General features: G+C 56.4%; 31 protein-coding genes. All 31 read left to right on the forward strand.

What is annotated here, in order from left to right:
* The first annotated feature begins 6 nt into the window (after positions 1-6).
* The 31 genes from HII33_RS06665 to HII33_RS06815 all read left to right on the forward strand — a co-directional run bounded on the left by HII33_RS06665 (position 7) and on the right by HII33_RS06815 (position 24,037).
* Positions 7-528, forward strand: a complete 522-nt coding sequence (locus HII33_RS06665; RefSeq protein ID WP_179395031.1) for a DUF1642 domain-containing protein — start codon at positions 7-9, stop codon at positions 526-528.
* Entirely contained in the window at positions 528-740 is a 213-nt protein-coding gene (locus HII33_RS06670; RefSeq protein ID WP_179395032.1) for a hypothetical protein, read from the forward strand. The genes HII33_RS06665 and HII33_RS06670 overlap by 1 nt, the downstream gene beginning before the upstream one ends.
* Positions 733-978 (forward strand): hypothetical protein, encoded by a 246-nt coding sequence (locus HII33_RS06675; RefSeq protein ID WP_179395033.1) that lies wholly within the window; start codon positions 733-735, stop codon positions 976-978. Before HII33_RS06670 ends, HII33_RS06675 begins: the two co-directional genes overlap by 8 nt.
* Entirely contained in the window at positions 965-1,417 is a 453-nt protein-coding gene (locus HII33_RS06680) for a YopX family protein (protein WP_179395034.1), read from the forward strand. The genes HII33_RS06675 and HII33_RS06680 overlap by 14 nt, the downstream gene beginning before the upstream one ends.
* Entirely contained in the window at positions 1,414-1,665 is a 252-nt protein-coding gene (locus HII33_RS06685) for a hypothetical protein (RefSeq protein WP_179395035.1), read from the forward strand. The genes HII33_RS06680 and HII33_RS06685 overlap by 4 nt, the downstream gene beginning before the upstream one ends.
* Positions 1,662-2,141: a DUF1642 domain-containing protein gene (locus tag HII33_RS06690; RefSeq protein ID WP_179395036.1), complete on the forward strand. Its 480-nt coding sequence runs from the start codon at positions 1,662-1,664 to the stop codon at positions 2,139-2,141. Before HII33_RS06685 ends, HII33_RS06690 begins: the two co-directional genes overlap by 4 nt.
* Positions 2,125-2,334 (forward strand): hypothetical protein, encoded by a 210-nt coding sequence (locus HII33_RS06695; RefSeq protein WP_179395037.1) that lies wholly within the window; start codon positions 2,125-2,127, stop codon positions 2,332-2,334. The genes HII33_RS06690 and HII33_RS06695 overlap by 17 nt, the downstream gene beginning before the upstream one ends.
* 12 nt (positions 2,335-2,346) lie before the next feature.
* Positions 2,347-2,502: a hypothetical protein gene (locus tag HII33_RS06700; RefSeq protein ID WP_179395038.1), complete on the forward strand. Its 156-nt coding sequence runs from the start codon at positions 2,347-2,349 to the stop codon at positions 2,500-2,502.
* Between the two features lie 4 nt (positions 2,503-2,506).
* Positions 2,507-2,728, forward strand: coding sequence for a helix-turn-helix domain-containing protein (locus HII33_RS06705; protein ID WP_179395039.1), 222 nt, complete (start codon positions 2,507-2,509; stop codon positions 2,726-2,728).
* Positions 2,725-3,054, forward strand: coding sequence for a hypothetical protein (locus HII33_RS06710; RefSeq protein WP_179395040.1), 330 nt, complete (start codon positions 2,725-2,727; stop codon positions 3,052-3,054). Before HII33_RS06705 ends, HII33_RS06710 begins: the two co-directional genes overlap by 4 nt.
* Entirely contained in the window at positions 3,051-3,545 is a 495-nt protein-coding gene (gene ssb, locus HII33_RS06715; RefSeq protein ID WP_179395041.1) for a single-stranded DNA-binding protein, read from the forward strand. The genes HII33_RS06710 and ssb overlap by 4 nt, the downstream gene beginning before the upstream one ends.
* Before the next feature lie 66 nt (positions 3,546-3,611).
* Entirely contained in the window at positions 3,612-4,028 is a 417-nt protein-coding gene (locus HII33_RS06720; protein WP_179395042.1) for an ArpU family phage packaging/lysis transcriptional regulator, read from the forward strand.
* A 435-nt stretch (positions 4,029-4,463) separates the two neighbouring features.
* Complete coding sequence (locus tag HII33_RS06725) at positions 4,464-4,679, forward strand: hypothetical protein (protein WP_179395043.1); 216 nt, start codon at positions 4,464-4,466, stop codon at positions 4,677-4,679.
* Positions 4,679-5,212, forward strand: a complete 534-nt coding sequence (locus HII33_RS06730) for a terminase small subunit (protein WP_179395044.1) — start codon at positions 4,679-4,681, stop codon at positions 5,210-5,212. The genes HII33_RS06725 and HII33_RS06730 overlap by 1 nt, the downstream gene beginning before the upstream one ends.
* Positions 5,196-6,497, forward strand: coding sequence for a PBSX family phage terminase large subunit (locus HII33_RS06735; RefSeq protein WP_179395045.1), 1,302 nt, complete (start codon positions 5,196-5,198; stop codon positions 6,495-6,497). The genes HII33_RS06730 and HII33_RS06735 overlap by 17 nt, the downstream gene beginning before the upstream one ends.
* A gap of 56 nt (positions 6,498-6,553) precedes the next feature.
* Positions 6,554-8,071 carry a phage portal protein gene (locus tag HII33_RS06740; protein ID WP_179395046.1) on the forward strand — a complete coding sequence of 506 codons (1,518 nt, stop codon included), beginning with the start codon at positions 6,554-6,556 and terminating at the stop codon, positions 8,069-8,071.
* The gene (locus HII33_RS06745; protein WP_179395047.1) at positions 8,061-9,188 is read left to right on the forward strand and encodes a phage minor capsid protein; all 1,128 of its coding nucleotides are present in this window, start codon (positions 8,061-8,063) and stop codon (positions 9,186-9,188) included. The genes HII33_RS06740 and HII33_RS06745 overlap by 11 nt, the downstream gene beginning before the upstream one ends.
* 97 nt (positions 9,189-9,285) lie before the next feature.
* Positions 9,286-9,888 carry a hypothetical protein gene (locus tag HII33_RS06750; protein ID WP_179395048.1) on the forward strand — a complete coding sequence of 201 codons (603 nt, stop codon included), beginning with the start codon at positions 9,286-9,288 and terminating at the stop codon, positions 9,886-9,888.
* 16 nt (positions 9,889-9,904) lie between these two features.
* On the forward strand, positions 9,905-10,888 hold the full coding sequence (locus HII33_RS06755; protein WP_179395049.1) for a N4-gp56 family major capsid protein: 984 nt from the start codon (positions 9,905-9,907) through the stop codon (positions 10,886-10,888).
* Positions 10,889-10,963: 75 nt separating this feature from the next.
* Complete coding sequence (locus tag HII33_RS06760) at positions 10,964-11,452, forward strand: fibronectin type III domain-containing protein (RefSeq protein ID WP_179395050.1); 489 nt, start codon at positions 10,964-10,966, stop codon at positions 11,450-11,452.
* Positions 11,453-11,467: 15 nt separating this feature from the next.
* A complete protein-coding gene (locus HII33_RS06765) occupies positions 11,468-11,884 on the forward strand; it encodes a head-tail connector protein (RefSeq protein ID WP_179395051.1) in 417 nt (138 codons plus the stop codon).
* Entirely contained in the window at positions 11,877-12,242 is a 366-nt protein-coding gene (locus HII33_RS06770; RefSeq protein ID WP_179395052.1) for a putative minor capsid protein, read from the forward strand. The genes HII33_RS06765 and HII33_RS06770 overlap by 8 nt, the downstream gene beginning before the upstream one ends.
* Positions 12,239-12,622 (forward strand): minor capsid protein, encoded by a 384-nt coding sequence (locus HII33_RS06775; RefSeq protein WP_179395053.1) that lies wholly within the window; start codon positions 12,239-12,241, stop codon positions 12,620-12,622. Before HII33_RS06770 ends, HII33_RS06775 begins: the two co-directional genes overlap by 4 nt.
* Positions 12,619-13,035 (forward strand): hypothetical protein, encoded by a 417-nt coding sequence (locus tag HII33_RS06780; protein WP_179395054.1) that lies wholly within the window; start codon positions 12,619-12,621, stop codon positions 13,033-13,035. The genes HII33_RS06775 and HII33_RS06780 overlap by 4 nt, the downstream gene beginning before the upstream one ends.
* A 10-nt stretch (positions 13,036-13,045) precedes the next feature.
* Entirely contained in the window at positions 13,046-13,657 is a 612-nt protein-coding gene (locus HII33_RS06785) for a phage tail tube protein (protein WP_179395055.1), read from the forward strand.
* 133 nt (positions 13,658-13,790) lie between these two features.
* On the forward strand, positions 13,791-14,327 hold the full coding sequence (locus HII33_RS06790; RefSeq protein ID WP_179395056.1) for a hypothetical protein: 537 nt from the start codon (positions 13,791-13,793) through the stop codon (positions 14,325-14,327).
* Positions 14,305-14,943 carry a Gp15 family bacteriophage protein gene (locus HII33_RS06795; protein WP_179395057.1) on the forward strand — a complete coding sequence of 213 codons (639 nt, stop codon included), beginning with the start codon at positions 14,305-14,307 and terminating at the stop codon, positions 14,941-14,943. Before HII33_RS06790 ends, HII33_RS06795 begins: the two co-directional genes overlap by 23 nt.
* Positions 14,936-19,675, forward strand: coding sequence for a phage tail tape measure protein (locus tag HII33_RS06800; RefSeq protein WP_179395058.1), 4,740 nt, complete (start codon positions 14,936-14,938; stop codon positions 19,673-19,675). Before HII33_RS06795 ends, HII33_RS06800 begins: the two co-directional genes overlap by 8 nt.
* A complete protein-coding gene (locus HII33_RS06805) occupies positions 19,675-21,201 on the forward strand; it encodes a distal tail protein Dit (RefSeq protein WP_179395059.1) in 1,527 nt (508 codons plus the stop codon). Before HII33_RS06800 ends, HII33_RS06805 begins: the two co-directional genes overlap by 1 nt.
* Positions 21,201-23,684 carry a phage tail spike protein gene (locus HII33_RS06810; protein ID WP_425483986.1) on the forward strand — a complete coding sequence of 828 codons (2,484 nt, stop codon included), beginning with the start codon at positions 21,201-21,203 and terminating at the stop codon, positions 23,682-23,684. Before HII33_RS06805 ends, HII33_RS06810 begins: the two co-directional genes overlap by 1 nt.
* Positions 23,681-24,037 carry a phage infection protein gene (locus HII33_RS06815; RefSeq protein ID WP_179395061.1) on the forward strand — a complete coding sequence of 119 codons (357 nt, stop codon included), beginning with the start codon at positions 23,681-23,683 and terminating at the stop codon, positions 24,035-24,037. Before HII33_RS06810 ends, HII33_RS06815 begins: the two co-directional genes overlap by 4 nt.
* The last annotated feature ends 25 nt before the right edge of the window (positions 24,038-24,062 follow it).

The following is a 24,062-nucleotide window of genomic DNA, read 5'->3' on the forward strand; positions in this document are numbered from 1 at the left end:
ATCGCGATGAGCTGGTTTGCAGTTAGAGATGAAAATGGTAAGTATTGGGATTTTGAGGGAATGGACGATTACAGAAAGCCTCTAAGCGCGACCGATCGCGGACGCAAGTGGGCCGAAGAGGTGAAGGCGAACACCGGCGGGTCGGAAATCATCGAAGTAGTCGAGAAAACCGCACCAATCGTGGTGAGCGAAGCGGAAGCGGAGATGCTTAAAAAGGCCAAAAACACAACCGTGTGGCGCCCCGCATCGGTAATCGCTAGATACGCATACGAGCATGAACAACAGGGAGACGATGAGGTGCTTCTGGAAGACCGCCTCATGCGCGCCTACGTCATCGGATGGACGGTCGAGAAGCCGAAGCGGTGGAACGTCAAGGTACCACACGTGAAGCACTACGTCTACCGGATTGCTGACGGTGAGTTGACCATCGAACCGGATTCTGTTGGGTCAGAATTTGCAAAGCTCACCGCCGTCGAGATCGATTACTACGGACTTGGCGACTGCGAGAAAGCGGAGGTGAAGGACTGATGAACCTTGAAAACGAAGCAAATTACCGTGACGGGGCAGCCGCCACTATGCAGCTGGTTGGGCCAAACGAAGATGGAGAATACATTGTTACTGCGAAAAGAACAAAGCGCGGTCGGTCTGTTCAGGAAGTGTCGATGACCTTCACGCACAACGGCTTGGCTGCGTTGGTAGGGTGCTGGCGTGCGGCACTGGGGGAGGTGCGCGATGAATAAACCAGACTTTGCTATCGAACTAGACGTGAACGACATGGAATCAAACATCTACATGCGCATGACACGTGACGAGCTGTGGGCGTTGGGACGGGGAATCCAAAAGATTCTTGAACTGCCTCACGGTACAGAAGACCACGACTTCTACCGTCAGTCCACGATTGACGAGTACGAGGGGGACAAGGTGACAGTTACAGTTGGACTGCACAAGTGGCGGGAGGTGCGAGATGAGACAGATTAAGTTTCGAGCGTGGGACGGCGAAGAGATGGTCGAAGTCGCGGAGCTTCACCTCAACACCAAAGAGTTGCTGGTAGACGATGAAGAGTGGCTCAGTATGCGCCATTCCCCGCTCATGCAGTACACCGGCCTTCGCGACAAGAACGGGCGGGAGATCTACGAAGGCGATATCATCAAATACCATCTCACACGCGAATATGGTGAGAATTATGACCCAATTACGCTTGGGTTCATTGGTTCTGATTGGTCAGTTGATGCTGACATCTTTGGCGAAGTTAGAATCTGGCCATCAAATGGCGTGATGATGACGCAAATTGTCACGGATGATCCCGAAATGTTCGATAAAGAGCATCCAGTCCCGAATCGCTGGCATGTTAATCAAGAATGCGAAGTCATCGGTAATATCTACGAGAACCCGGAGCTATTGGAGGCGTCGAAATGACATTAGTAAAGCTAGACAGCGGGGACTACATCAACGCGGAGGCGGTGGAGGTAATCAAGGGCGGTGACAACCCGTACATCGGACTACGGAGCAACAACTCATACGACATCACACCCGCCGACCGCGACCGCATCGTGGAAGCCATGCGTGGATCGGAGCAAATGTCAGCTAAAGAGCTTGTCCAAGCAATCTTCCGCGGTATGCAGCATGAGCTCAACGCGCAGAGACGACGGGGGAATATTCTATGACAGCACACAAATTTTACAAGCGCGGCGCGATCACCGCGGAGCAGTTTGACGGGTCGGACGAGATGGTAAAACGATACGGGCTTGTCTACCGTCATTTGCTGCCTAGCTCGGCACTAGGCAGAGACCCCATCATTATTATCATCGAGACGATGGAAGGCGATCTTATGATCCACGATGGTGATTGGATCGCGACCGGCGTCAGCGGTGAGCATTGGCCGATTGCGGACGAAGTCTTCAAGAAGACGTATGCGGAGCTGCCGGTTATCCCACAGGCGGTGGGTGAGTACATTCGAGCTAAGAAACGAAAGAATCCTAATCAAAGTGTATATTACTTACTTCGTGATACCGGGGTACTATGGCGACGAAAAGGGGATTCGGCAGTCTTATCTTGGATGCACGATCATCCGGACGCATTCGCTCGCGCGTGGCTGGAAGGGTATCAGATTGAGGAGGAAGCCGATGAGCCGGAAGACTAGACACGCGATCGCCAAAGTGATCAAGACGATCTGGTATACGATTATGGCTGCAGGCGGACTGTTCATGCTACTTGTCATCGCGGCTAAGCTCATCGAAGACCCGGTTGCGACGCTAGGTACAATCGCGATCGGAGTTCTGGTGAGCGTAGTATTTTTGGGCGGAATACTCTTGATGGATTGGCTGGAAAGCTAGGGAGGAAACGAAATGAATAAATATTTGGCTGAACTGATTGAAGGACTTGAGTCGGGAGCGTTCGATCTCGTGCAAACAACACTTTCGAATCGGGAGGGAGAACATGACAGCGTTGAAACGGTTTATAGCTTCATGGTGAAAATGAAAAACCCCACCACGAAAAAATAGGCGTATGTGGTGTTCGATTAAAAAAATATTAGAGCGTCAAGGGATTGACGCTGCGGAGTTGAGCAAGCGGGCAGGGTACAAGAATAATTCGACTATTTACGCTATCAAGTCCGGTCAAAACAAGGACCCAAAGTTGAGTACGGTGATTAGAATAGCCGATGCGCTCGGCGTGAGCTTGGATGAGCTAAGGCCGATCAAGACGAAAGGTGAGGAGGAAAATGCATGACTGAGACAAAGCAAGAGGTGTTCGAGGAAGTGCTAGCTGCGTACGAAGAAGACGAGAAGCAACGGGTCGAAGAATGGGGCGGAATTCCGGATTATGAAGACTACCGCGCTCGTTACGCTGCCGCCACGGACGGCGATCCAGATTGCCCGTATTGTCATGGTAGGCAGGACTGGCAGGAAGTCGCCGACGGTAGTCGATTCAAACTGTCGAAAGCAGTTCTCAATGGCCAACGACTGCTGACTGTCAGGCGTGGCGAAGAAGCGGCGTTCGTGCCAATCAACTTTTGCCCGATGTGTGGACGGAAACTAACGGAGGAAACGAAATGATCAACAACGTATCACTGACGGGTCGGCTGACCCGAGACATCGAGTTGAAGTATACGCAGAGCGGGACCGCGGTCGGGTCGTTCAACCTAGCGGTCACCCGGCATTTTACGAATGCACAGGGGGAACGCGAGAGCGACTTCATCAACTGCGTGATCTGGCGCAAGAGTGCCGAGAACCTCAGCAACTTCACGCGCAAAGGGTCGCTGATTGGGGTTGAGGGCCACATTCAGACCCGAAACTATGAGAACAATCAAGGCCAGCGCGTCTATGTGACAGAGGTCGTGGTCGACAACTTCGCATTGCTGGAGTCTAAGGCCACCACGCAGGCGCGGCCGCAGGAGCAACAGGGAGCCGCTCAGACCCCCGCGCAGGGTTACGGTGGGCAGCCGGCCCAGCAGGGCTACGCGAGCCCGCAGACGATTGCAGGACCGAATCCGTTCGCAAATACTGGGGCTCCGATCGACATCTCGGATGAAGATCTGCCATTCTAGCAAAAAAAGGCGCCCCCCTTGGGAACGCCACTGCAGACACATTATATCACAGGGGGAGCGTTGAGCATGGGACTGGTACCAGACATCGACGAGCAGGCGAGCCGGGACAAGGCGCGTGACGTGCTCAGGGACTTTCGACGGGTAGCACGCATGGCCGGGCGGCCGCTAGTGGATATCAAGTCACCGACGGTCAGCGACATGCCCAAGGCGACGCCCTTCGGCAATCAGACAGAGAGCAAACTAACTGAGACCTTTGACGCCCGGCAGAGCATCGACACGATCATCAGGGCGATGGCGCTACTGCCCGCGCAGAGCTACTGGGTGCTGTATTACAGCTACTGCACACCGGAGGAGCTGTCGCAGTATGAGATCCAGGTACGGATGAACACCACCAGTGATAACGTGGTCGACTACTTGAAGCGTAAGGCGCTTCTGGAGTTTGCCGAGGCGTACCCAGGCCAAAAGCTCCTCGTTTTCACCTAGTAGTCACCTGTGAGTCACCTTTTTTCCCGGAAAGATTCAGCCAAATGACCGAAAAACCCAGTTATGATTGTAGTATGCAATGGTCCAAAGGTAGCGACCATGGGACGACCGACCTGTCGAAGGGCCGGCCGCCATTGCTGATCCGCCCCGATCAGCGACATATCTTCTTCTTCCGACTCTCAGCCTGTCAAAGGGATGGGAGCCATAGTGCAGGCGCGTGGCACGAAAAAAAACCTTGAAGGATGTGAAATCCTCCTCGGAAAACTGATAGCGCGCAACAGTCATGCGAGTCGCCTACGGGCGGCTTTTTACGTGGAGGCGATCAAGTGAGTCAGATGATGTGGACGAAGTTCGGCTACGTCTGCCGGACCGAGGCGATGATTCTGGGCAAGATCGCCAGAGAGGAAAAGAGACGGTCAGATGAGCAGCGACTACATGACAGTGAAGCTCAGAATCTGGCGGCCAGCCGACAGCGGATCGGACAGTTACGTGACGCTGACGGCGACGATGGCAACAAAGGACTACGAGCGATGGATGAAGGGCAATCAGGGCAGCGTCCGACTGATCGTAGATGATGGACGGTGGCTGGCGGTCCGGTTGGTAGACATCATGGAGATCGGCGAGCCCGAGTGGAGGTGTGGTGAGATGTAATGACACTAAAAGCCAAACAGCAGAAATTTGTTGATGAATATGTACAGTCCGGAAATGCCTATCAGGCCGCGGTTTCGGCGGGGTACTCAACCTCTTATGCGAAGTCCCAATCTTCAAAAATGTTGGAGAATGTGGGAATACAGTCAGCCATCCAAGAACGCATGGGTGAGCTGGAGTCCGAGAAGATCGCTAAAGCCGATGAGGTACTGCAGTATCTGACGACAGTGCTTCGCGGAGACGCTGTAGAGACGATTACAGTCGGCACCGGAAAGGGCGCAGTCACCATCGATGACAACCCGCCGACGATCAAGGATCGGATGGCTGCTGGGCGCGAGCTGCTCAAGCGCTATCCCGGGGCCAGCCGGCTGGTCGATGCGCAGACACGACGGGCTATTGCAGAGGCAGACATGGCCGAAATGCAGCGCGACGATTTGCGCGGTGAAGGGTACAGGAACCCGCTGCTTGAGGCGCTCGCGAAAAGTGCTGCCGCTTTGATGCCAAAGGAGGTGAGAGCGGATGAGGACGACCACTGACCAGATCACTTTTTCACCGAAGCAGCAGAGCTTCATCTTCTCACCGTTTGACCATCTTTTCGAGGTCAATGAAGGCTCAATCCGCGCTGGCAAAACGGCGGCCGACGACTCGCGTTTGGCCATGTTTTACATGATCAGCCCAGACGAGGATCACTTGGTTAGCGCGTATAACCAGGAGCTGGCGTACAACTTGTTCATCGAAGGCGACGGCATGGGGCTGGCCTACATCTTCGACGGGTGCAGTCAGCTACGTCATGACCGGTCGGGAGATCACCTGGCAATCGATCTGCCGAGCGGACACAAGAAAATCTACTTCAAGGGTGGTGCCAAGTCCAACAGTGCCAACGCAATTCGTGGCTTGTCGCTGGGATCCGTGGCTTACTCTGAAATCAACTTGCTCAACCTCGAGTTCCTGAACGAGACGTTCCGGCGAACGGCTGCGGCCAAGGTGCGATACCACTTGGCCGACCTCAACCCACCGGCGCCACAGGACCCGATCATCAAGTTCTTCCAGGAGCGCGACGCGCACTGGCTGCATTGGCGCATGAGCGACAATCCAATCATGACGCCGCAGCGGCTGGCCGAGATGGAGACGCAACTCAAGAAGTCGCCATATCTGTACAAACGTGACTGGCTGGGCCTGCGGGTGATGCCCGAGGGGCTGATCTACTCCATCTTTGATCCCGACACGATGACGGATGCCACCCTGATCGGTGAGCCAGTCGAGATGTTCTTCGAGACTGACGCCGGGCAAGACGACGCGACCACCATGAGCTGCAACATCGTCACTAGACGTGTGGTGGACGGCGAGTGGAAGTACGTGCTGAACAGAGTAGCGAACTTCTACCACTCTGGCCGAGAGACCGGTGAGCAGCGCGCCATGTCGACATACGCGGCGCAGCTCAAGGAGTTTATTTTGTGGTGCACGCGGCACTTCGGCTTGCAGTATAGCGCGGTTGAGGTGGATCCGGCGTCACTGGCACTGCGCATGGAGCTGATCAAGGTCGGCATCGATGCGACCACGTCCAACAACAACGGCCACGAGGTGATTGGCGGCCGCAAAGGGATTGAGGTCGGGATCCAGCGACAGCAGAACCTGATGGCTAACGGCCAGTTCCGCCTGGTCGAGGTGCCGGACGGCTGTCCGTATGGTCACTACGACTTCACCAAAGAGCTGGGTATGTACGTCCGCGACGAGGCTTCGGGCCACCCGGTGGACGCCAACAACCACGCGATGGACGAGAGCCGCTACGCCGCGAACCATTTCTATTTCAATTACATGTGAGGTGAGAGCCTATGCTACGTGACTTGTGGCTAAAAATAAAGGGGGTGTTTGCTCGCATGGGACTTGCTAAGACGATCCAATCGCTGGCCGATGTGCCGTCACTTACTGTGGACGACACGGAGCTCCAGCGGATCACCACGTGGACCTCTCTCTACCAAGGGGCGCCCGAGTGGCTCAACGAACGCTGGACCGATCGGGAAGGGAACCCGCATATCGACGCGACCATGTCACTGCACATGCCGAAGGTCAGCGCGAAGCGTATGGCGACGCTGGTCTTCAATCGGGCCGCGACGATCACTGCCTATGAGCGCGACCACGAGCCGCAGCCCGGCAAAACGACAGCAACTGACGACCAGAACGAGCCTAACATGATGTTGCAGCAGATCCTCGAGCGCAACCACTTCAAGGTCAATATGGAGAGATGGCTGGAGTACTGCTACGCCACCGGCGGTATGGTGGCCCGCGAGTATGTCAACGACGGTGAGGTGAAGATCCGCTTTGCGGCGGCTGACTCCATTATCCCGATCAGCCAGGACGCTAACGGGATCACGGAATGCGTGATCGCTAGCTCCAAGGTAGTCGACGGGAAGCACTACACTTTGCTGGAGTGGCACCGCGAGGATGATCAGTACTACATCGTGGAGAACCAGCTCTACCGGTCGACCACGACCAATGGAAGCGACCTGGGCACCCGGTGCCCGCTATCGGAGGTCTACCCACAGCTCAAGGAGAAGTCGCTGTATGATAAGGCGACCTACACGCGACCGACCTTCCAATATCTCAAGCCGAACATCGCCAACAACTTCAACCTGAATTCGCCGTTGGGTGTGCCAATCTATGCTAACGCGGTGGATACGCTACGCATGCTGGATGAAGCGTACAACGGCCTGATGCAAGAGATGCAGATGGGGCGGCGCCGGATCGTGGCACCGGACTATATGCTGGCGGACGTCAAGGATCCAAAGACTGGCAAGCGCAAGTGGGTTGTCGATTGGCGCGAGCGCGTCTACCAGTCTTACAAGGGTAACCAAACCGGCACGCAGCGTGACGAGATCAAGGACATCACGCTTCCACTGCGAAACGACCAGTTCATCGACACGATCAACAGCCTTCTTCGGGTCTACGCGGCCCAGGTCGGCTTCTCTGCGGGGACTTTCAGTTTCGACGGCGAGGCGCTCAAGACGGCTACCGAGGTCGTCAGTCAAAACTCTGAGACCTACCAGACCAAAAATAGCCATGAGACGCTCGTGGAGCGCTTTATCCAAGACTTGGCTACATCGTGTCTGGAACTCGCCAAGAACGCGACAGGCGTCCAGTACAGCGACACGGCGGACGTTACGATCGTAGTCAACTTCGACGACAGCATCGCCAAGGACCGCGACGAGAACGCCAAGTACTACCAGACTGTCACCGGCAACAAGACGTTGATGCCTCAGCGTGAGGCGATCAAGCGCGCCAACGCCTTGGACGACGAAACGGCTGATAAGTGGCTGGCGGAGATCAAGGCCGATGAGAGCGACCCGGACGTCGAAGATGTGCTGACTAAGACGGCGGGTGAAGACGATGACGCTTAACCCAGAAGACTTGGACGCTTTGTCTGACAACGCCGAGAAGCTGGCCGCCGGCCTAGCGGGTGCGGCCTGGGTCTTTATCGTCTCACTCCTCAGCAAGCACAGCGCGGGCAAGGACGACCTGCAACCAGACGACTGGCGGCAGGAGCTGATCAGCCATGCGGGCGAGGTGTCTAAGTTCATCCGCAAGGCCGAGGTCGAGCCCTTCACGCGGATCGCCAAGCAACTGGACCAAGACGTGCGGCGAGTGCCGATTGCACAGCAGAAGCTCGTGGAGCCATGGCTGGCCGCCGCTGCCAAGGGTGGCGCGTTTAAAGCGCCACAGTCGCTCGAGGAGTCGCACGCCGTCAACAAGATTGTTTCGGCTGCGCGCACCAAGTCGCGTGACTACCTGGCTATGGCGATGCGCGGTATGGACAAGGAAGGTCAGCGCGTTTTTAAGGGTATCGTGTCCGACGCGGCACTGTCTATTAAGAATGGCAAGACGCCGCGTGAGGGTCTAGCGCAGGCTGCAACCAAATGGTCAGCGCAGGGGATCCCGACGCTGGTCGACAAGGCTGGCCGTCACTGGCAGCCCGACACCTATCTCCGCTTAGTCGTGCAGAATCAAGTCAAGCAGACGACCAACGACGTCATGATCGCTCGCACTAAGGAGACCAGTGGGCTAGTCAAGGTCAGCAGTCACATCGGGTGCCGGCCTACACACCTGCAGTACCAGGGACAGATCTACTCGGTCAGTGGAGACGCTAGCGAGTACCCGGACCTTTACGGTGCGACCAACTTCGGCAGCGGCGGTGGGCTTGGCGGTATCAACTGTCACCACTATGTCATGCCATATGTGCCGGGCTACGACACGCCCCTGACAGACACGCTTGATCCCGACAGCAACAATGAAATTTACCAGCTCAAACAGCAACAGCGGCGCCTCGAGCGTGAGGTGCGCGCGGCCAAGCGTGAGTTGGAGGCGGCTAAGGAGTTCGGCACAGATGCACATATCTCTCGCGCTGAACGTCTGGTGCGGACGCGGCAATCGAACCTAAGAGGGTTCGTGAGCGGTCGCTCAGACGTGATTCGCCGTGACTACTCACGCGAGGCTATACTTCACGGAAGCACGACCTGAGACAGAGAGAGCGTAAAAAGATGCTTTTTTAATACCATGGGTCCCGAGCAAGACCCTATAAACTGCTCTATTTCTATGCCCAAAAGGAGGACACAGCATGTTCAAGCACAACCTTTTCCACTTTGCACCAGACGCCGGTAACGGCGGCAGCGGGGCTCCCGCGGGTTCCCCTGCGGCCGCTACGGATCCAGCACCCGACCCGACCGCTGACCTGCTTAAGGACGTCGGGGTGGATAGCATCGATGATCTAAAGGCGATCGTCCAGGCCCACGCTGACGCGGAGGCGGCCAACCGCACCGACCTGCAAGCGGCGCAAGCAGAACTCGACAAGACCACTGGCAAGCTCTCTAAAGAGTCAAGCCGCGCGGACAATGCCGAGGCCCAGCTCGCCGCATACAAGCAGGGGGTCGCGGAATCACATATCGGCGATGCTCTGGCGCTCGCACGTGTGGAACTGGCCGACAAGGCCAACCCGGCTAAGACGATCGACGAGGCGCTCAAGAGCGTGCTCACGCGCAACCCGGCCTTCAAAGGTGAGGGAACCGCGGCGGCCAACGCTGACGGGACTGCGATCGTTGACGACCCGGCTTCGGGTGCCCCGACCGGCACCACCCTATCCGACTTCATCAAAATGAAGACGGCAGACCAACTTGAATTCAAACGCACTCACCCAGCCGAATACGCTGGGCTTTTTAAGTAAAAGGAGGAACTAACACATGCCTGATATTAATCCGACCACTGCATCTCAAATGATCGACCCGGAAGTCATGGGCGCCATCATCTCTGCTGAACTGCCGAAGCGTTTGGCCTTTCGCCAGCTGGCTCCGGTAGACGAAACGCTGGAAGGCCGCCCTGGCGACACCGTCACTGTGCCACGCTTCAACTATACCGGTGACGCCAAGGACGTCGCTGAAGGCGAAGCAATTCAGTACGATCAGCTGACGACCGGCACGACCCAGCTCACCATCAAGAAGGCCGCCAAGGGCCTGTCATTCACGGATGAGTCCACGCTGATCGGCTACGGCGATCCTGTCGGCGAAGGCCGAAAGCAGATCACCAACGGGATTGCCGCCAAGATGGACTACGATGCGCTCAACGCGGCGCTTGATGCGCGTTTGAAGATTGCAGAGCCTGCTACCCTGGACGTTTCCCTGATCGACGCGATCGAGAACACTTTCGATGACGACAATAGTCCGTACAAGGTGGAAGACCAAGCGTCCGCATCTGCTGGCGTACTCTTCATGAACCCGAAGGACATGCGGACGCTGCGTGCGGCGATCATGAAGACTGAGTCCGGTGACTGGACCCGGCAGACCGATCTTGGCGACAGCGTACTGGTCAGCGGCTCTATCGGCCGTGTACTCGGATGGGAGATTCAGACCAGCAAGAAGTTGCCGGTGGGCACCCAACTGGCGATCAAGCCAGGCGCGCTGCGCACGTACATGAAGCGGGGTGTCAACGCAGAATCCGGCCGTGACATGGACCGCAAGCTTACCAAGTTCAACGCCGACGCCATCTACGGTGTCGCGATCTACGATGACACCAAGATTCTGGTCATCGGCGACAACTCCGAGGTTGCTGGCGATGGGGCTCAGGATCCAGCGGTAAAGCCGACCTCGCCTCGTGGCTCCAAGCGCGTGAAGTCCACCAAGGACACCACGAACCTGTCCACGAAGGTAGAACCTGACGCGGGAAAATGACCGCACCGTCGGCGCTTAACGCCGAGCCTACTGCAGACGGTGCAAATGTAACTGTAGGCTGAAAGGAGGCCAATCATGGCTGAGAATCTCGTGATTTTCAAGAAGGGGGAGGAAACTCCCGCCTTCACTGGTGACGCGACTAGCGCCGCCATTACCGGACTGGCGCCCAACACGGCGGTCGCTGCTGGCGACTACCAGGGCGCCTTTTCTGACGGCACCAACACGTCTGATAAGGTCGACGTCCCGGCTTTCAAGGTGAAGGACGTCGCCCTCACGGCGCCGACCGTGACGCTGACTGCTGGTGATGCCAAGCTCGACTACACGATCAAGCTGGGCGCCGCAAACGGTGGCTCCGCTGCCACCGCGCTCAAGCTGAGCTACTCTTCGGACGGCAGCAAGTGGACAGACGTCGCGATCGCCGATCCAACGAAGCTGACCGGCACCGTGGACGGGCTGACCAACGATACTGAGTATCAGGTCAAGGTCATCACCACCAACGCCGCCGGGGACAGTCCCGCTTCCGCAATCGTCAAGGCTACGCCGGTAGCTGCCGCCGAAGGCTAGTAGGAGGTGACCGCGATGACAGCACTGGTGGATCAGAACTACTACAAGACCGCCTTTTTCGGGATGGATGTAGACGAGAGCAAGTGGGCGCGCTATGAGCACGAGGCCGAGGCTGAGGTGAACAACCTGTGTCGCGGCTTTTTTGATGATCACACGCTAGCCGACCTGCAACTCGTGACCGATCAGACGCGCGTCAAGAACGCTATCTGTGCTCAGGTTGAGTTCTACCAAGACCAGGGCGGCATCACGGCCAACGAACGCGCAGCATCGCACGATAGCGCTAAGTCCTTCACCGTCGGGTCCTTCTCGATGACCAAGCCGACCACATCCGCAGACGCGAGCGTGGCGGCAGACGGTGCGATCGACCAGCGGGTGGTTCGCTACCTACAGCCGACTGGGCTCCTGTATGGAGGTGTGCATCAGTATGGCTAAGGACGTGGATCCAATCCCAATCGACGCGCTGGTTGACTCAATTGATGTGGTTGAGCATCACTCATCGACCGCGTTTGAAGACCAAGGCGATCCGGCGAAACATCACTTCGAACGAGTCCTCGTGCAACCGGTCACCAAAAAACAGGTGACTGGTGGTAGCGGCGAGGCGGCGTTCATGCAGCATCTCGGTAACACGGTAGTCTTCATCGACGCGCTGAACTCGGTCAACGCTGACAGCTACTCCATCAAGCTGGGCGACACTGTCAACTACCCGGGCGGTAGCGGCCAGGTCGTGCAGATCGATGCGCTCAAGGCGTGGCTGCCGACCCCGCATCACTGGGAGGTGTGGCTCGCATGACAACGGTTGGGTTCGGGGCTTGGGCTGGCCGTCTTGCTGACCCGGGCAACGTGACTGGGGAGCTTGCCTACAAGGTGCGCGAAGGAGCTGAACCATTCGTCCCAGCAAGCGCAGCTCCAGAGTGGGGTTATCTTGCTAGCGATAGCGTCAACGTGCTGGATGCAGGGGCCAACTGGACGATTGTGTACGGTGCGCCATACGCGCACTACGTTTTCGTCGGTAAGGTGCTGGTGGGCCACAAGCCCAAGCACCCCAACGGTGAGGCGCTCAACTACTTCAAGGGTAATCATTCAAACGCTGGCCCAGATTGGATCGAGCGCGCGGCCGATGCAAACATGGCGGGCTGGGAGACGTTTGTCGTAGGGAGGTTGATTGGATGACAGAAGACACGCTAGACCTAGATGTACAGGTCATCAAGTACATCAAATCGCAAGTCACGCTACCTGCTGATGTGTCAGTCGGGCGGCAAGACGAATCTGGCCCGGGTATCGCGTACATCGTGAAGCCGACCAGCGAGGTCAAACGCTTCTACAACGGTCGCGTTCGCCGGGCCTATGCGTTCACAGTCATGACCAAGCTGCCGGAGCCGGTGGACGCGATCGCGCTGCTCAACCGCATCATCGCGGCTGTCGAGCATGCGGGTAGCGTGGACGTTCGCTCTGCGAATCAGTCCTTCCAGTTCGTGAAAGCGGAGATGACCGACAGCCCAGCGTACCGCAGCACTGTCGAAGACGCCGGCGTGGACTACTCGGTCTACGCCGCTAGCTTCAAGACCACAGTAATCATTAATTAGGAGGCCAATCATGGTTGAAAAAACTGCAAAAGAACTGCTGACTCACGGCTCCATCGAGGAAAACTTCCTCACCGAGTACTTCGTGGGTGATCTGACTGAGGATGGCGCGATCCCTGAAAACCTCGCCTACATCGGCGATGGTATCGAGACGGTCGACGTCACTCAAGAAGACAAGAAGAGCTCCAAGTCTTACTACAACGGCGGTGGGCAGGAGACGACCACCGTCACCGGGTCAACGCGGTCGCTCGCGTTCTCTGGTGACCGTTCCTTCGGGGATCCAGCTCAGGACCTGATCGCGGCACTGGCTGATCAGACTGGGGCATCGCGTAATAAATGGTTCCGCGAGAACAATTTCACGATCGGCGATAGCGGCAAGCTTGAGCTGACCGAGTCGCGGACCGGTACCGTCACCTTCTCTGATATCACGGACAAGGGCGGCAACGCGACAGACCCTGGTAGCTTCAAGGCCACTGCGTCTTACACGTCCAAGCCGACTGTGATCAAGGCGACGGATGAGGGCGCGGCTGAGAAGCTTGCGACCGTCCTGACCGAAACTCCGTCCATCAACGCGGTTATTTTGGGCAAGGAAGCAGGCGTCAAGGGAGCACCAGCGGGGGAATGACAGCGCCGGCCAGCCTAAAAGCTGAGCCTACCGCGGACGGCGCGAAAATTTCTGTAGGCTAAACGCACCACCAGGTCGCCGGTCGGGTCGAACTGCCGGCGATCATTTATCACTCAAAAAAGGAGAGATACACATGACTGACACTATCACCATCGAGGTACCTAAAAGCGAGATTCAATTCGACATTGGTGGCGGCATCTACACACTGTCGCTGGCGGACAAGAGTCGCGGTCTGATCACGGAAAAGTATCGCGAGATCGAGAAGCTGGAGCTGGCAAACGCACAGCACATCCAAGACCTGCAGCATGAGCTCCAATACAAGCTGTCACACGTGAAGGGCAACTTGAGCGACTACGCGGCGCAGAAGCGCGAGCAGGCCCTGCAGGCGGACTACACCCGCAAGTTCAACTTGGCGGCGGACAAAGCGGAACAGATCGGTATGGAGCACTACCTGCCATTTCTCGACGTGCTCTTTGGTGAGGACAGTGGTCAGAAGATATACGCAGCGTGTGGCGAAAACATCGCGGCTGTGAACAAAGTGATCGGCGTCGTCATGGTCAAGATGAACGCTGCCAACGACGTCTCAGACTACATGTCGAAGTACGCGGCAGACGTCGAAGCGATCAAGGCAGAAGGCGAGGGATCAGATGAACCTCACGGGGAAGAATGAAGACGTCATCACCGTCGATGGGCGGGCCTACGAGCTGGACCTAGCCTTTCCAAACGTCCTGGAGGCGTTCAAAATCGTGCGAGACGACGGGCTGGCGGCCTCGGAACGCATTGCGCTGTGTCTCCGTCTGCTCTTACGTAAAACGCCGCAGACGCCCTTAGACGCGCTCGTAGCGCAACGGCTCCTGCAGACGATTTTCGACGAGAAGATCGACCTGGCGGAGAACCGGCTAGCGGCCCAGCTTTTTGGGACCAAGGGAAAGACGTTCGACTTCGACATCGACGCCGATCGCATCGCGGCTAGCTTCATGCAGCAATACAGAATTGATTTGGGAAACGCTCGGGAGCGGCACGCCGTCTCTTGGGCGTTTTTCAATGCATTACTGAGCGGTCTCGGCCCGGACACGCCCTTTCGTCAGGCAACCGCTTATCGAGTGATGGAGATCCCCGACGACGCGACGCCTGAGCAAAAAGAGCACATCCGCAAGATGAAGAAGCTGTACAGCCTGACGTCCACGACAAGCGGCATCGAGAGCAAGATGGCCGGCATGGATCGCGTCCAACGCATCAAATATCTGGCCGAGCAAATGAAGAAGGAGAGTGAAGCACGTGGCTGAAGGCATCGTCAAAATTGACGTCCAACTGATCACCAAAGACGCAGCCGCCCAGGCGAAGGTCCTCAAGACGAGTCTTGAGGGACTGGACGTCAAAGCGACCGCCACCCAAGGAACCAAAGAGCTCACCAACTCCCTCAAGGAAGCGGCCGGTGCTGCCAAGCAGGCGACCACTGCCACCAAGCAAGACACGGCGGCTCAGGAACAAAACGGAGCTGCAGCGCGCAAGAGTGCGGACGCGACGAAGCAACAAGCGGCCGCGCAGAAGACCCTGGCCGTCTCGCTGACCTCGCAGGCCAAGTATTGGGACAGCCTCGCAACGTCGCAAGAGAAGATGGGGCTTAAGACTTCGGCCTCGGTGTCCCATCTGAACTCGCTTAAGGCCCAGTTGGGACAGACCAACGCGGAGACTGAAAAGGCGCGGGTCCGGCTCAAGGAGTTGGTGATCGCCGAGGGTGAGAACTCCACCGCAACCAAGGAAGCTACGAACGCGTACGCTGAGCTTTTGGGTAAGCAGGCGGGCCTCGGGCTTGAAGTATCACGTCTCGAATCTAAGTTCGGCGGGCTGACTCCGAAGATGGCGGCCGCCGCCGACAAAGCCCAAGCAATCGGTGACCGCTTCACCTCAGTTGGTGAGAAGCTGAGCGCCGTCGGTAGCCGCATGACAATCGGGATCACGGCACCGATCATCGCCGGCCTCGGGTATGCCGGTAAAGCGGCAATCGACTTCGACAGCCAGATCCAGTCCATGGGGTCGTTGCTTGATGATGGGACGGTCTCCGCCTCCGCCCTCAAGGCCGAGCTTGCTGGCCTGGGTAACGCGTCCAAGAAGTGGTCAGTCCAGTATGGGGTCGCGACCTCCAACATTAACGACGGCATGTCGGAGCTCATCAAGAAGGGCTACAGCTACAACCAAGTCCTGGGTGCCATGCCGTCAATCCTGGACGCCGCCCGGGCTTCGGGTGACGATTTCAACAGCGTCATGTCCGTGTCGACCAGTACCCTTGAGCAGTTTGGCCTCAAGTCCAACAATACGGCCCAAATGCTCAAGAACACTCAGCGGGTCACCGACTCGCTGACCTTTGTCGCCAACAAGACCTCTGCCGGTTTCTCCGACATGGGTAACGCAATGGAGTACGTCGGGCCTGTCGCCCACGGGCTGAACATGTCTCTTGAGCAGACCGCTTCGATGATCGGTCTGATGTCTAACCAGGGCATTGAAGGGCAGAAAGCTGGTACCGCGCTACGTGGCGCGCTGTCGGCTCTGTTGACGCCGTCCAAGCAGAACATGCAGGGCTTCAAGGCGCTGGGTGTGTCGGTGTCTGAGTTCAAAAAAGGCGCGCTGAGTGTCCCACAGATGCTCGACAACATCAAGAAGAAGTCCGAAGGCATGACCAAGCAACAGCTCCAATCTAACTTGGCGCTGGCCTTTGGGACTGAGGCCCAGACCGGCATGAACATCTTGGTCAGTGAAGGTGGCGATGCGCTTCGCAAGCTGACTGGGGAGACCGAGAAGTCCACCGGCTACACCAAGAAGCTAGCCGAGACGATGAACAACACTAGCAAGGCCAACGTCGATAAGTTCAAGGCTTCGTTGAACACCTTGGCGATCACTTTCGGATCCAAACTGCTTCCCGAGATCACAAAGCTGGTCGAGAAAGGCACCGACCTGGTCGAGTGGTTCACCGATCTGGACGAAGGCACGCAGGAGATGATCCTCAAGTCACTTCTGGCAGCCGCCGCGATCGGCCCGGTTATCTCTGGGGTCGGCAAGCTAAGCACCGGACTCGGTGCACTTAGTCATGCTGGTGGCGGGGTTATCACCTTCATCGGGCGGCTAACCGGCAAGAGCGCGCAAACGCGCACGGAAGCCCAGTTACTCGAAAGCATTCTGGGCCAGCTGACCGGTAGTGCCGCCCCGGCCACGGCCGCGCTGGAGACAGCCGCGGGTGCCGCTACCAAGACTGGAGCGGGGCTTGTAGCCGCCACGGAAGGATCTACAGGGTTTCTCGCGTCACTGGCACCTTTTGCACCAGCTCTCGCGGTAGTTGGGGTAGCCGTCGCTGGTGGCATTGCATGGTGGGAACTCTACGGCAAGAAAGTCGCTGAGGCTGCCGATCGCACCTCGCGTTGGGGGTCCGACATTGGTGAAGTTGCCGATCGCTCGGCAACCAAAATGCAGCAAGCCTCTGGCAAGATTCGTGGGGCTTTTGACGACACGAACCACACCGTCAAGGAAAACGCCAAGACGATCGTGGATGGCTTTGATGCTATGACCTCAGCCGCAAAGCAGGCTGCTACTGAATCCGACAAGGCGGCGAAGAAGCTAGCAAAGTCACTCGGCGGCGCGGCCGGTGAGGCGGGCGAGAAGGCCGCTGCTAAAGAAAAGGTCGCGAACGATAGGCGTATCGCACAGATGCGAGAAAACGCCCAAAAAGCCGAGGAGATCACTAGACAGTCCAACAAGACAGGCGTGGAGCTAACTGTCGATCAAATCCAGGTGCTGGACAACTTGCGCAAGGACAGTGCTGCACAGGCAGTGAAGACGCTACACCTATCTGGAACGCAGGAAAACAACGTCCTCAAAGCCATTCAAGGCGAGAAGATCAACATCTCGCACGAGGCCGCTCAGAAGCAGTACGAGAACATGCAGGTGGCCTTGCAGAAAGAGTATCAAGCCAACACCAAAGCGCAGAACGACATCAAGAATAACGCGAAACTTGGTACCACTGTCAAGAATGCGATGTTGGAGGGTCTCGAGAAGGATCATCAGACCAAACTCGATGCAATCTATCAAGGTGCTATCCAGTCGATGAAGGCACGGGGTGACTCTGAGACGGAAGTCTTGGAGGGATTACAGACTGCTTTTGACCTCACAGCGACAGAGGCCAAGGACGCAATGGATCAGTACGACGACACGATGAACAAGGGCGTCAAGTCCACGAAGCAGTTCGCCGCTGCTGTGAGCGAGAACATGTCGAAAAATGTTCAAAAGGCTGGCCGCGATTGGAACAGCCTCGTGCTTGATTCCAAGACTGGTAAGGTCAAGACTAACCTGCCAGAACTGCTGAAGCAGACCGCGTCGACGAAGGAGGGCTGGAATAAGCTCAACTTCGATCTGAAGTACGCCAAGATCAGCAGTAACGCTAAGCAGACGATCGCCGAAGCCTTGGCCGCCTCTGATCAGTGGAAGGAGATGCCTAGCTGGGAAAAGAACGCGATTATCCGTACGCAAGGACGCGAGGAACTCTCCGATCTGATGAGCAAGTTTGTTGACTGGAACACCCTGTCCCTTAAGGGACAGCAAGCCATCGTCAAAGGTGACTACACGCCGCTCGTCAACGCTCTTGTGGCTAGCGGGCAGTGGAATGAGCTGACGCTTGACCAGCAAATGTTGCTGGTGAAGGATAAGGCCACCCCGGAGATCATCAACGCACTGCGCTTGTCTGGTCTGTGGGCGAAGGTCAAGTTCGACACCAAAGAGGCCCTGGTAAATGCCAAGGGCCAAAAAGAGATTCAAGACATACTCTTCTCGTCCGGGCTCTGGTCTCAAATGGACTTTCCAACGCAGGAAGCAACCGTTAAGACTAAGGGCAATAAGGACCTTATGGAGGTATTGTATAACTTTGGTACCTGGCAGGAGATGACGCCAAAAGAACAGCAAGCCGTAGTCCAGGCGAAGGGCAAGACAGAGCTTGTAGACATGATCCTGAAGTATGGTCGCTGGAACGATATGCCAGAGAAGACCAAAAAGCTTCTGGCGAACGACAAAGATGTGCGCCAAAAGTTGGTCGACGCCGGGATCATAATTGATGACTACAACCTGAATCACAATCCAAAGACCAAGGTAGCGCGGGCAGATACTACGAATGCGCAGAACAACTTTGGCTTGGGCACCGCATCAGTCGAGAAGTACAAGAAGACAGATCCTGGTAAGACAAAGGTCGGTAAGGGTGATACCAAGAGCACCACTACAGCATTTGGCAAAGCCAAGGAGTCGATCGACAAGTATAGGTACACTGATCCGGGCTCTGCCAAGATAGCTCGTGCGCGAGATGAGGCAAGTAAGGCGGCCAAGAAGGCCAAAGGCGCAGTGGATGAGTTTGCTTCCGGTAAGTCTGTCATCACGAAGACGTTGAGCGTCGTCACAAACTTTGGTAAAGGCGTCGCCAAGGCACTCGGCTTCCGGAACGGTACCAGTAACTTTCCCGGCGGCCCGGCGATCATCAACGACGAGACCGGGCCGGTGTATAAGGAGTTGTTGACCTTCCCTAACGGCAACATGGCGATGGTGCACGCCCGTGACGTCATGCTGCCGGACCTGCCCGCCGGGACGTCGATCACACCGGCGCGTAAGACCGCTGACCTGATCAAGTCTGGCGCGGTCCCACACTTTGCTTCCGGGACCACTGGCGGATTCAACGACGCCTTCGACGCGATCACCAGCCTGACGCCAGAGTCGGCGTCGACCTTCCGGCCGTCGGCTGAGCCGCTACGGCTACAGCTAGACTCGGGGTCGGCGACGACTATCAAGGGCTTGGACAAGTCCTTGGCGGCGCTACAGACGATGGTGCAGACACTGGCTAACGGTGCGGACGATGATGGGCGGGTCATCGAGGTCCACGTCCATGCGAACCTCGACAAGCGTGAGCTGACAAATGAAATTGCTGAACCAATTCGCATCAAGTTAGACAAAATTTCACGGCAGAAAAACCGAGTCAAGGGGGTTAGATAGTGAGTGATTTTCCGATTACACCGAGTGTAGGCATAATCTATGACGGCGTCGATTTGTCTAAGTGGTTGACTGTCTCAGACATTCAGCGCAATGTGGGACAGCCTCGGACCTTGGGATGGGCCAAGGCAGGTCATAACGCAGGCAAGAAGTTTCAGTACATCACGGCGGATGAAAACGCGATCACGGTTGTCGCTGACCTGAACTACGATCTAGCGAATAAGCGGCGAACCATAGGCAGTGTCCTGACCAAGGACACACCGAGAACGCTCATCTTTGATGACGAACCGGGCACCTACTACCTGGCGATTGTGGCGGAGCAGCCAAGGCTGATCGAAGATCAGTTCCATGCGGAAATCACGATCAAGTTCGTGGTCCCAGACGGCGTCGCGCATGCGGTAGATCCTCTAACACATGTGTCTGGTGCCAGCGGAGATTTGATTGCAATCACCAACGCCGGTACCGCCCCGACGGCACCTATCCTAACGGCAACCATGACCAGTGATAACGGACTGGTCGCGTGGACCAATGACCAAGGCGGTGTGCTGCAGTTTGGCTCGCCTGATGAGCTGGACGGGGTCACCAAGCAAAAATCCGAGCGACCATTGAGTGTCAGCTACGCAGCTGAGCCGACCGGTGTGATCTACAACGCTGCTGCCACCAACTACCCGAATTACAATGGCGATGTTTCGCGCCCCAACAAGCAGCATGGACGGATTGACTACAAAGTAGATTACACGGGCGGCCAGTCGGCGGTGCCCTATTTCGCAAACGGCAACACGGGTGACTGGGGCGGCCCGTCTGTCTTCTTACCGATCGGCGTCAACAGCGCGGGCAGTAAGACTGACAACTTCGTTTGTCGCACGCGATTTTACTTCGAGTCCAGCGTAACGAAGCAGGGACGTCTCGAGATAAATCTGCAAAACGGTGACGAAGTTGCCTATGGGTTCGTGATTCGCGACAGCTCCGCCTCAGAAGAGCAATACAAGTGCGAGCTGTGGATTCGAGACAAAGTCTACGCTGAGTTTTCACTGACTAAGGCACAGATCGGCAAAGGTGGTTATAAGCAGGTAACGATTTCGAAACTTGGCAGAGACGTGCAGTTTGAGATTGGACACGTCGCGCAGGCTCAGACCGGAACAGCCAATGGATTAGACCGGTCAGTGATCAAGCCTTTCACACTGGACACTGTTGCGGACTTACCAGTAGATGGCTACTCGGCCTGGTTTGAGCGGTACCGCGACAAAGAGCACGTGCTGATGGCACTAAACAACACCCGATTTGACTGGGTTAACGTGGACTACTGGAAGGATTTGCCAAATAGATTTGCGGCTGGTGATGTAGTGACGGCAGACGTAGGCCAGAAGAGAGTGTATGTGAACGGTATTGAGGACGCTACTTTACAGACGGTCGGTGATCAGTGGGAAAGCTTTATGCTTCCTGCTGGCGAGACCATCATCCAGCCGGTGGCATCTGAATGGGCTGAACCGTTTCAGGCAACGATTGAGTACAGGGAGGCATGGTACTAGTGGATGTTTACATCACAGATCGAAAATACAACCTTCTGGCGATTGCGACAGCTGGCGGAGACGGTCCGCTGGTCATCGGCGCTGATACCGACACGGAGATGGTGCCGCAATCAGTCGGACGGGCGTATGAAGGGACCATTTATTTCTCGACTGACCAACTAGCGTTGGTGACAGCAGCCGGGAAGGTAGGAAACTACCTGATGTATCAAGATACTCGCGGCCGCTATGTTTTCATGACCCTCATGGAGGTGAGACTAGACTCACTCACTGGGACACTGGAATTCACCGCTGAAAACGGTGGGATCGACCTGATCAACGAAACCGTTGGTAGCTATACTGCTGCCAAGGCGATGTCGATTGCGGAGTATATCGATCTTTTTGCAGCTGATTCAGGGTTCGAGATTGGTGTCAACGAACTTGAAGGGCAAGCGCGCACGCTCAAGTGGGAGTCCGAGGAGGAAACCGCCTTGGCCCGGGTTGAGAGTGTGGCAACACAGTTTGATGCGGAACTGGATTTTCGCTTTGAGATCACTGGCACTCAGGTAGTCAAGCGCTACATCGACATCTATCATCACATTGGCGCCGACAAAGGGCAGCGGATGGAGGTCAATACTCACATCAACAAAATTGTGACGATCTCCAATATCTACGATTTATGCACCTCCATTAGCCCGACTGGCGGCACGCCCGAAGGAAAGGACACCCCGATCAATTTGAAGGGATACAAGTGGACTGATCCGGATGGCCGCTTTGTGTTGGGCGCAGATGGTGTCCTGCGAGACACCGTAGCGGTGCAGTTGTGGAGCCGAGCACTGTCAAATGACAACCCGAACCCGAACAACCACCACATTCAGAGATCCAAGCCCTACGAAGCGGTGACACAGGCAACACTGCTTCAGTCCGCATTGGCAGACCTCAAGCAGTATAATCACGCCGCGGTGAACTACGAAGTGGATCTCGTTGATCTGCCTGATAGCGTCATGGTCGGCGACACGGTGCACCTTGTCGACGAAGAACAAGGGTTGAATCTTTCGGCTCGGCTACTCCAGCTTGAGACTAGCTACTCGGAAGGCACACGGACCGCTACGTTTGGCGACTACTTGATTGAGGCCTCGCAGATCGATCCAGCCCTGCAAGACCTAGCTGATCAGATCAAGCGGATCCCTAAGACGGTGCAGTACTACCCCTGGGTCCGATATGCGGACGACGATCAGGGTACTGGTCTGAGTGCGCTACCAGCTGGCAAAGCATATATGGCGATCGTCTATGGCAATACTTCGGTGCCGTCTGACGAGCCTGCCGACTACGCCGGCAAGTGGGCGAAGGTCGTTGGCCCCGCCGGCAAGGATGGCAATGACGGAAAGCCAGGTGAGGCCGGGAAAGATGGTCGAACCCCGTATTTCCACAAGGCCTATGCAAACAGTATGGCCGGGTTGGACTTCTCGACCACCGATGCGACGGGTAAGGCGTATCTGGGTACCTACAGCGACTTCGCTCAAGCCGACAGCACGGATCCGACAAGCTATAAGTGGCAGCTGGTGAAAGGGGAAAAGGGTGATCCTGGTAAGGACGGTAAGGATGGTAAGGACGGGGCCGAAAATGTCCCCGTCATGACCATAGGCCCCGCTTATCCCGCCAGTCCGAAGTCAGGTGATATCCACTGGCTGACCGACGCAAAAGGAGTCGTCACTGGCTACTATCTGTATGACGGCACCACTTGGGTGCCGAAGTCGGTGGACGCTTCCACGATTGCTGCAGAGACCTTCGTCGGGAAGACCTTCCAGGGAATGCACTTCATCGGATCTGATTTCACCAACTCGTACGAGCTGGTGCCGGAGGACGTGGGCGCTGAGGGTGATCCGACATATATTTACCACTCGGGGACCTTGGCGATGAAGGACGGTAAACTTGAGGCACATGACAGCATTTACAAAGCTGACAAGACCACGCTAGCTAACCAAATCACGATGGCATATGACCCGACTCAAGGTTTGATGATGCAGACTTTTGATGCTACGGGAAAGAAAGAGCAGTATTACATGGCGATGAGCCCCGCTGCAGGGTCGATGATCATGCGAACGCCAGATCATATCGGTCAGCTTGATGCCGGCTACCTTGAACAACTTAACGGGGCCGGGAAACTTCTCTGGTCGGGCGGCTACTACATGACAGGGACGCAGATCGTTACGCCAAGCGTGCCGCTTAACAAGTGTCTGAACGGATGGGTGATTCTTTGGTCGTATTACAACAACGGTGCATCTTCTGACTCCGACTGGAACACCACAATTATCAACAAAAACTGGGGCGCTGTGCACAGTGGAAAAGGAATTGTAACACCTATGTCCACGGCGACGGGGTCGGTGAGAACACAGAAGTATCTGTTTGTCACTAACACGACTCTGAAAGGATATACGTCTGGTAGTGACGGTAATGGCTCTGGCGATGCAGCCAAGTTTGTGATGCGGGAGGTGTATGCATTTTGAAAGTCAGCATTGATTCGGATAATCAAGGTTACATCACGGGTTACCAGCAAGCATTTTGGGATGGCGAGCAGTGGCAGGCCCCATTCGACACGACCAATGCGGTGGATTTGGCCCGGATTGAGGTCGACAAGATCGTGCTCGGTGCCAGCAAGCTGGTAGACGGTGCGATCGTAGTCGACCGGGCTAAGCTTGCTGAGATGGAAGAGGCGGATAAGCCGCAGCCGAGCGCCGAGGAACAGGTAGCTTTGCTGCAGACGAAGATCGACACACAGCAGCAAGCCTTCACCGAGCTAAGTAACCTTGTCTTTACCGTGGCCGATCAGGACAAGCTGGCGGCCGCGCTAGGACTTTGACAGACAACAATAAGGAGGAAACACA

Origin of the sequence: Lacticaseibacillus absianus (genome assembly GCF_013407595.1) — a bacterium.
GTDB lineage: Bacteria > Bacillota > Bacilli > Lactobacillales > Lactobacillaceae > Lacticaseibacillus > Lacticaseibacillus absianus.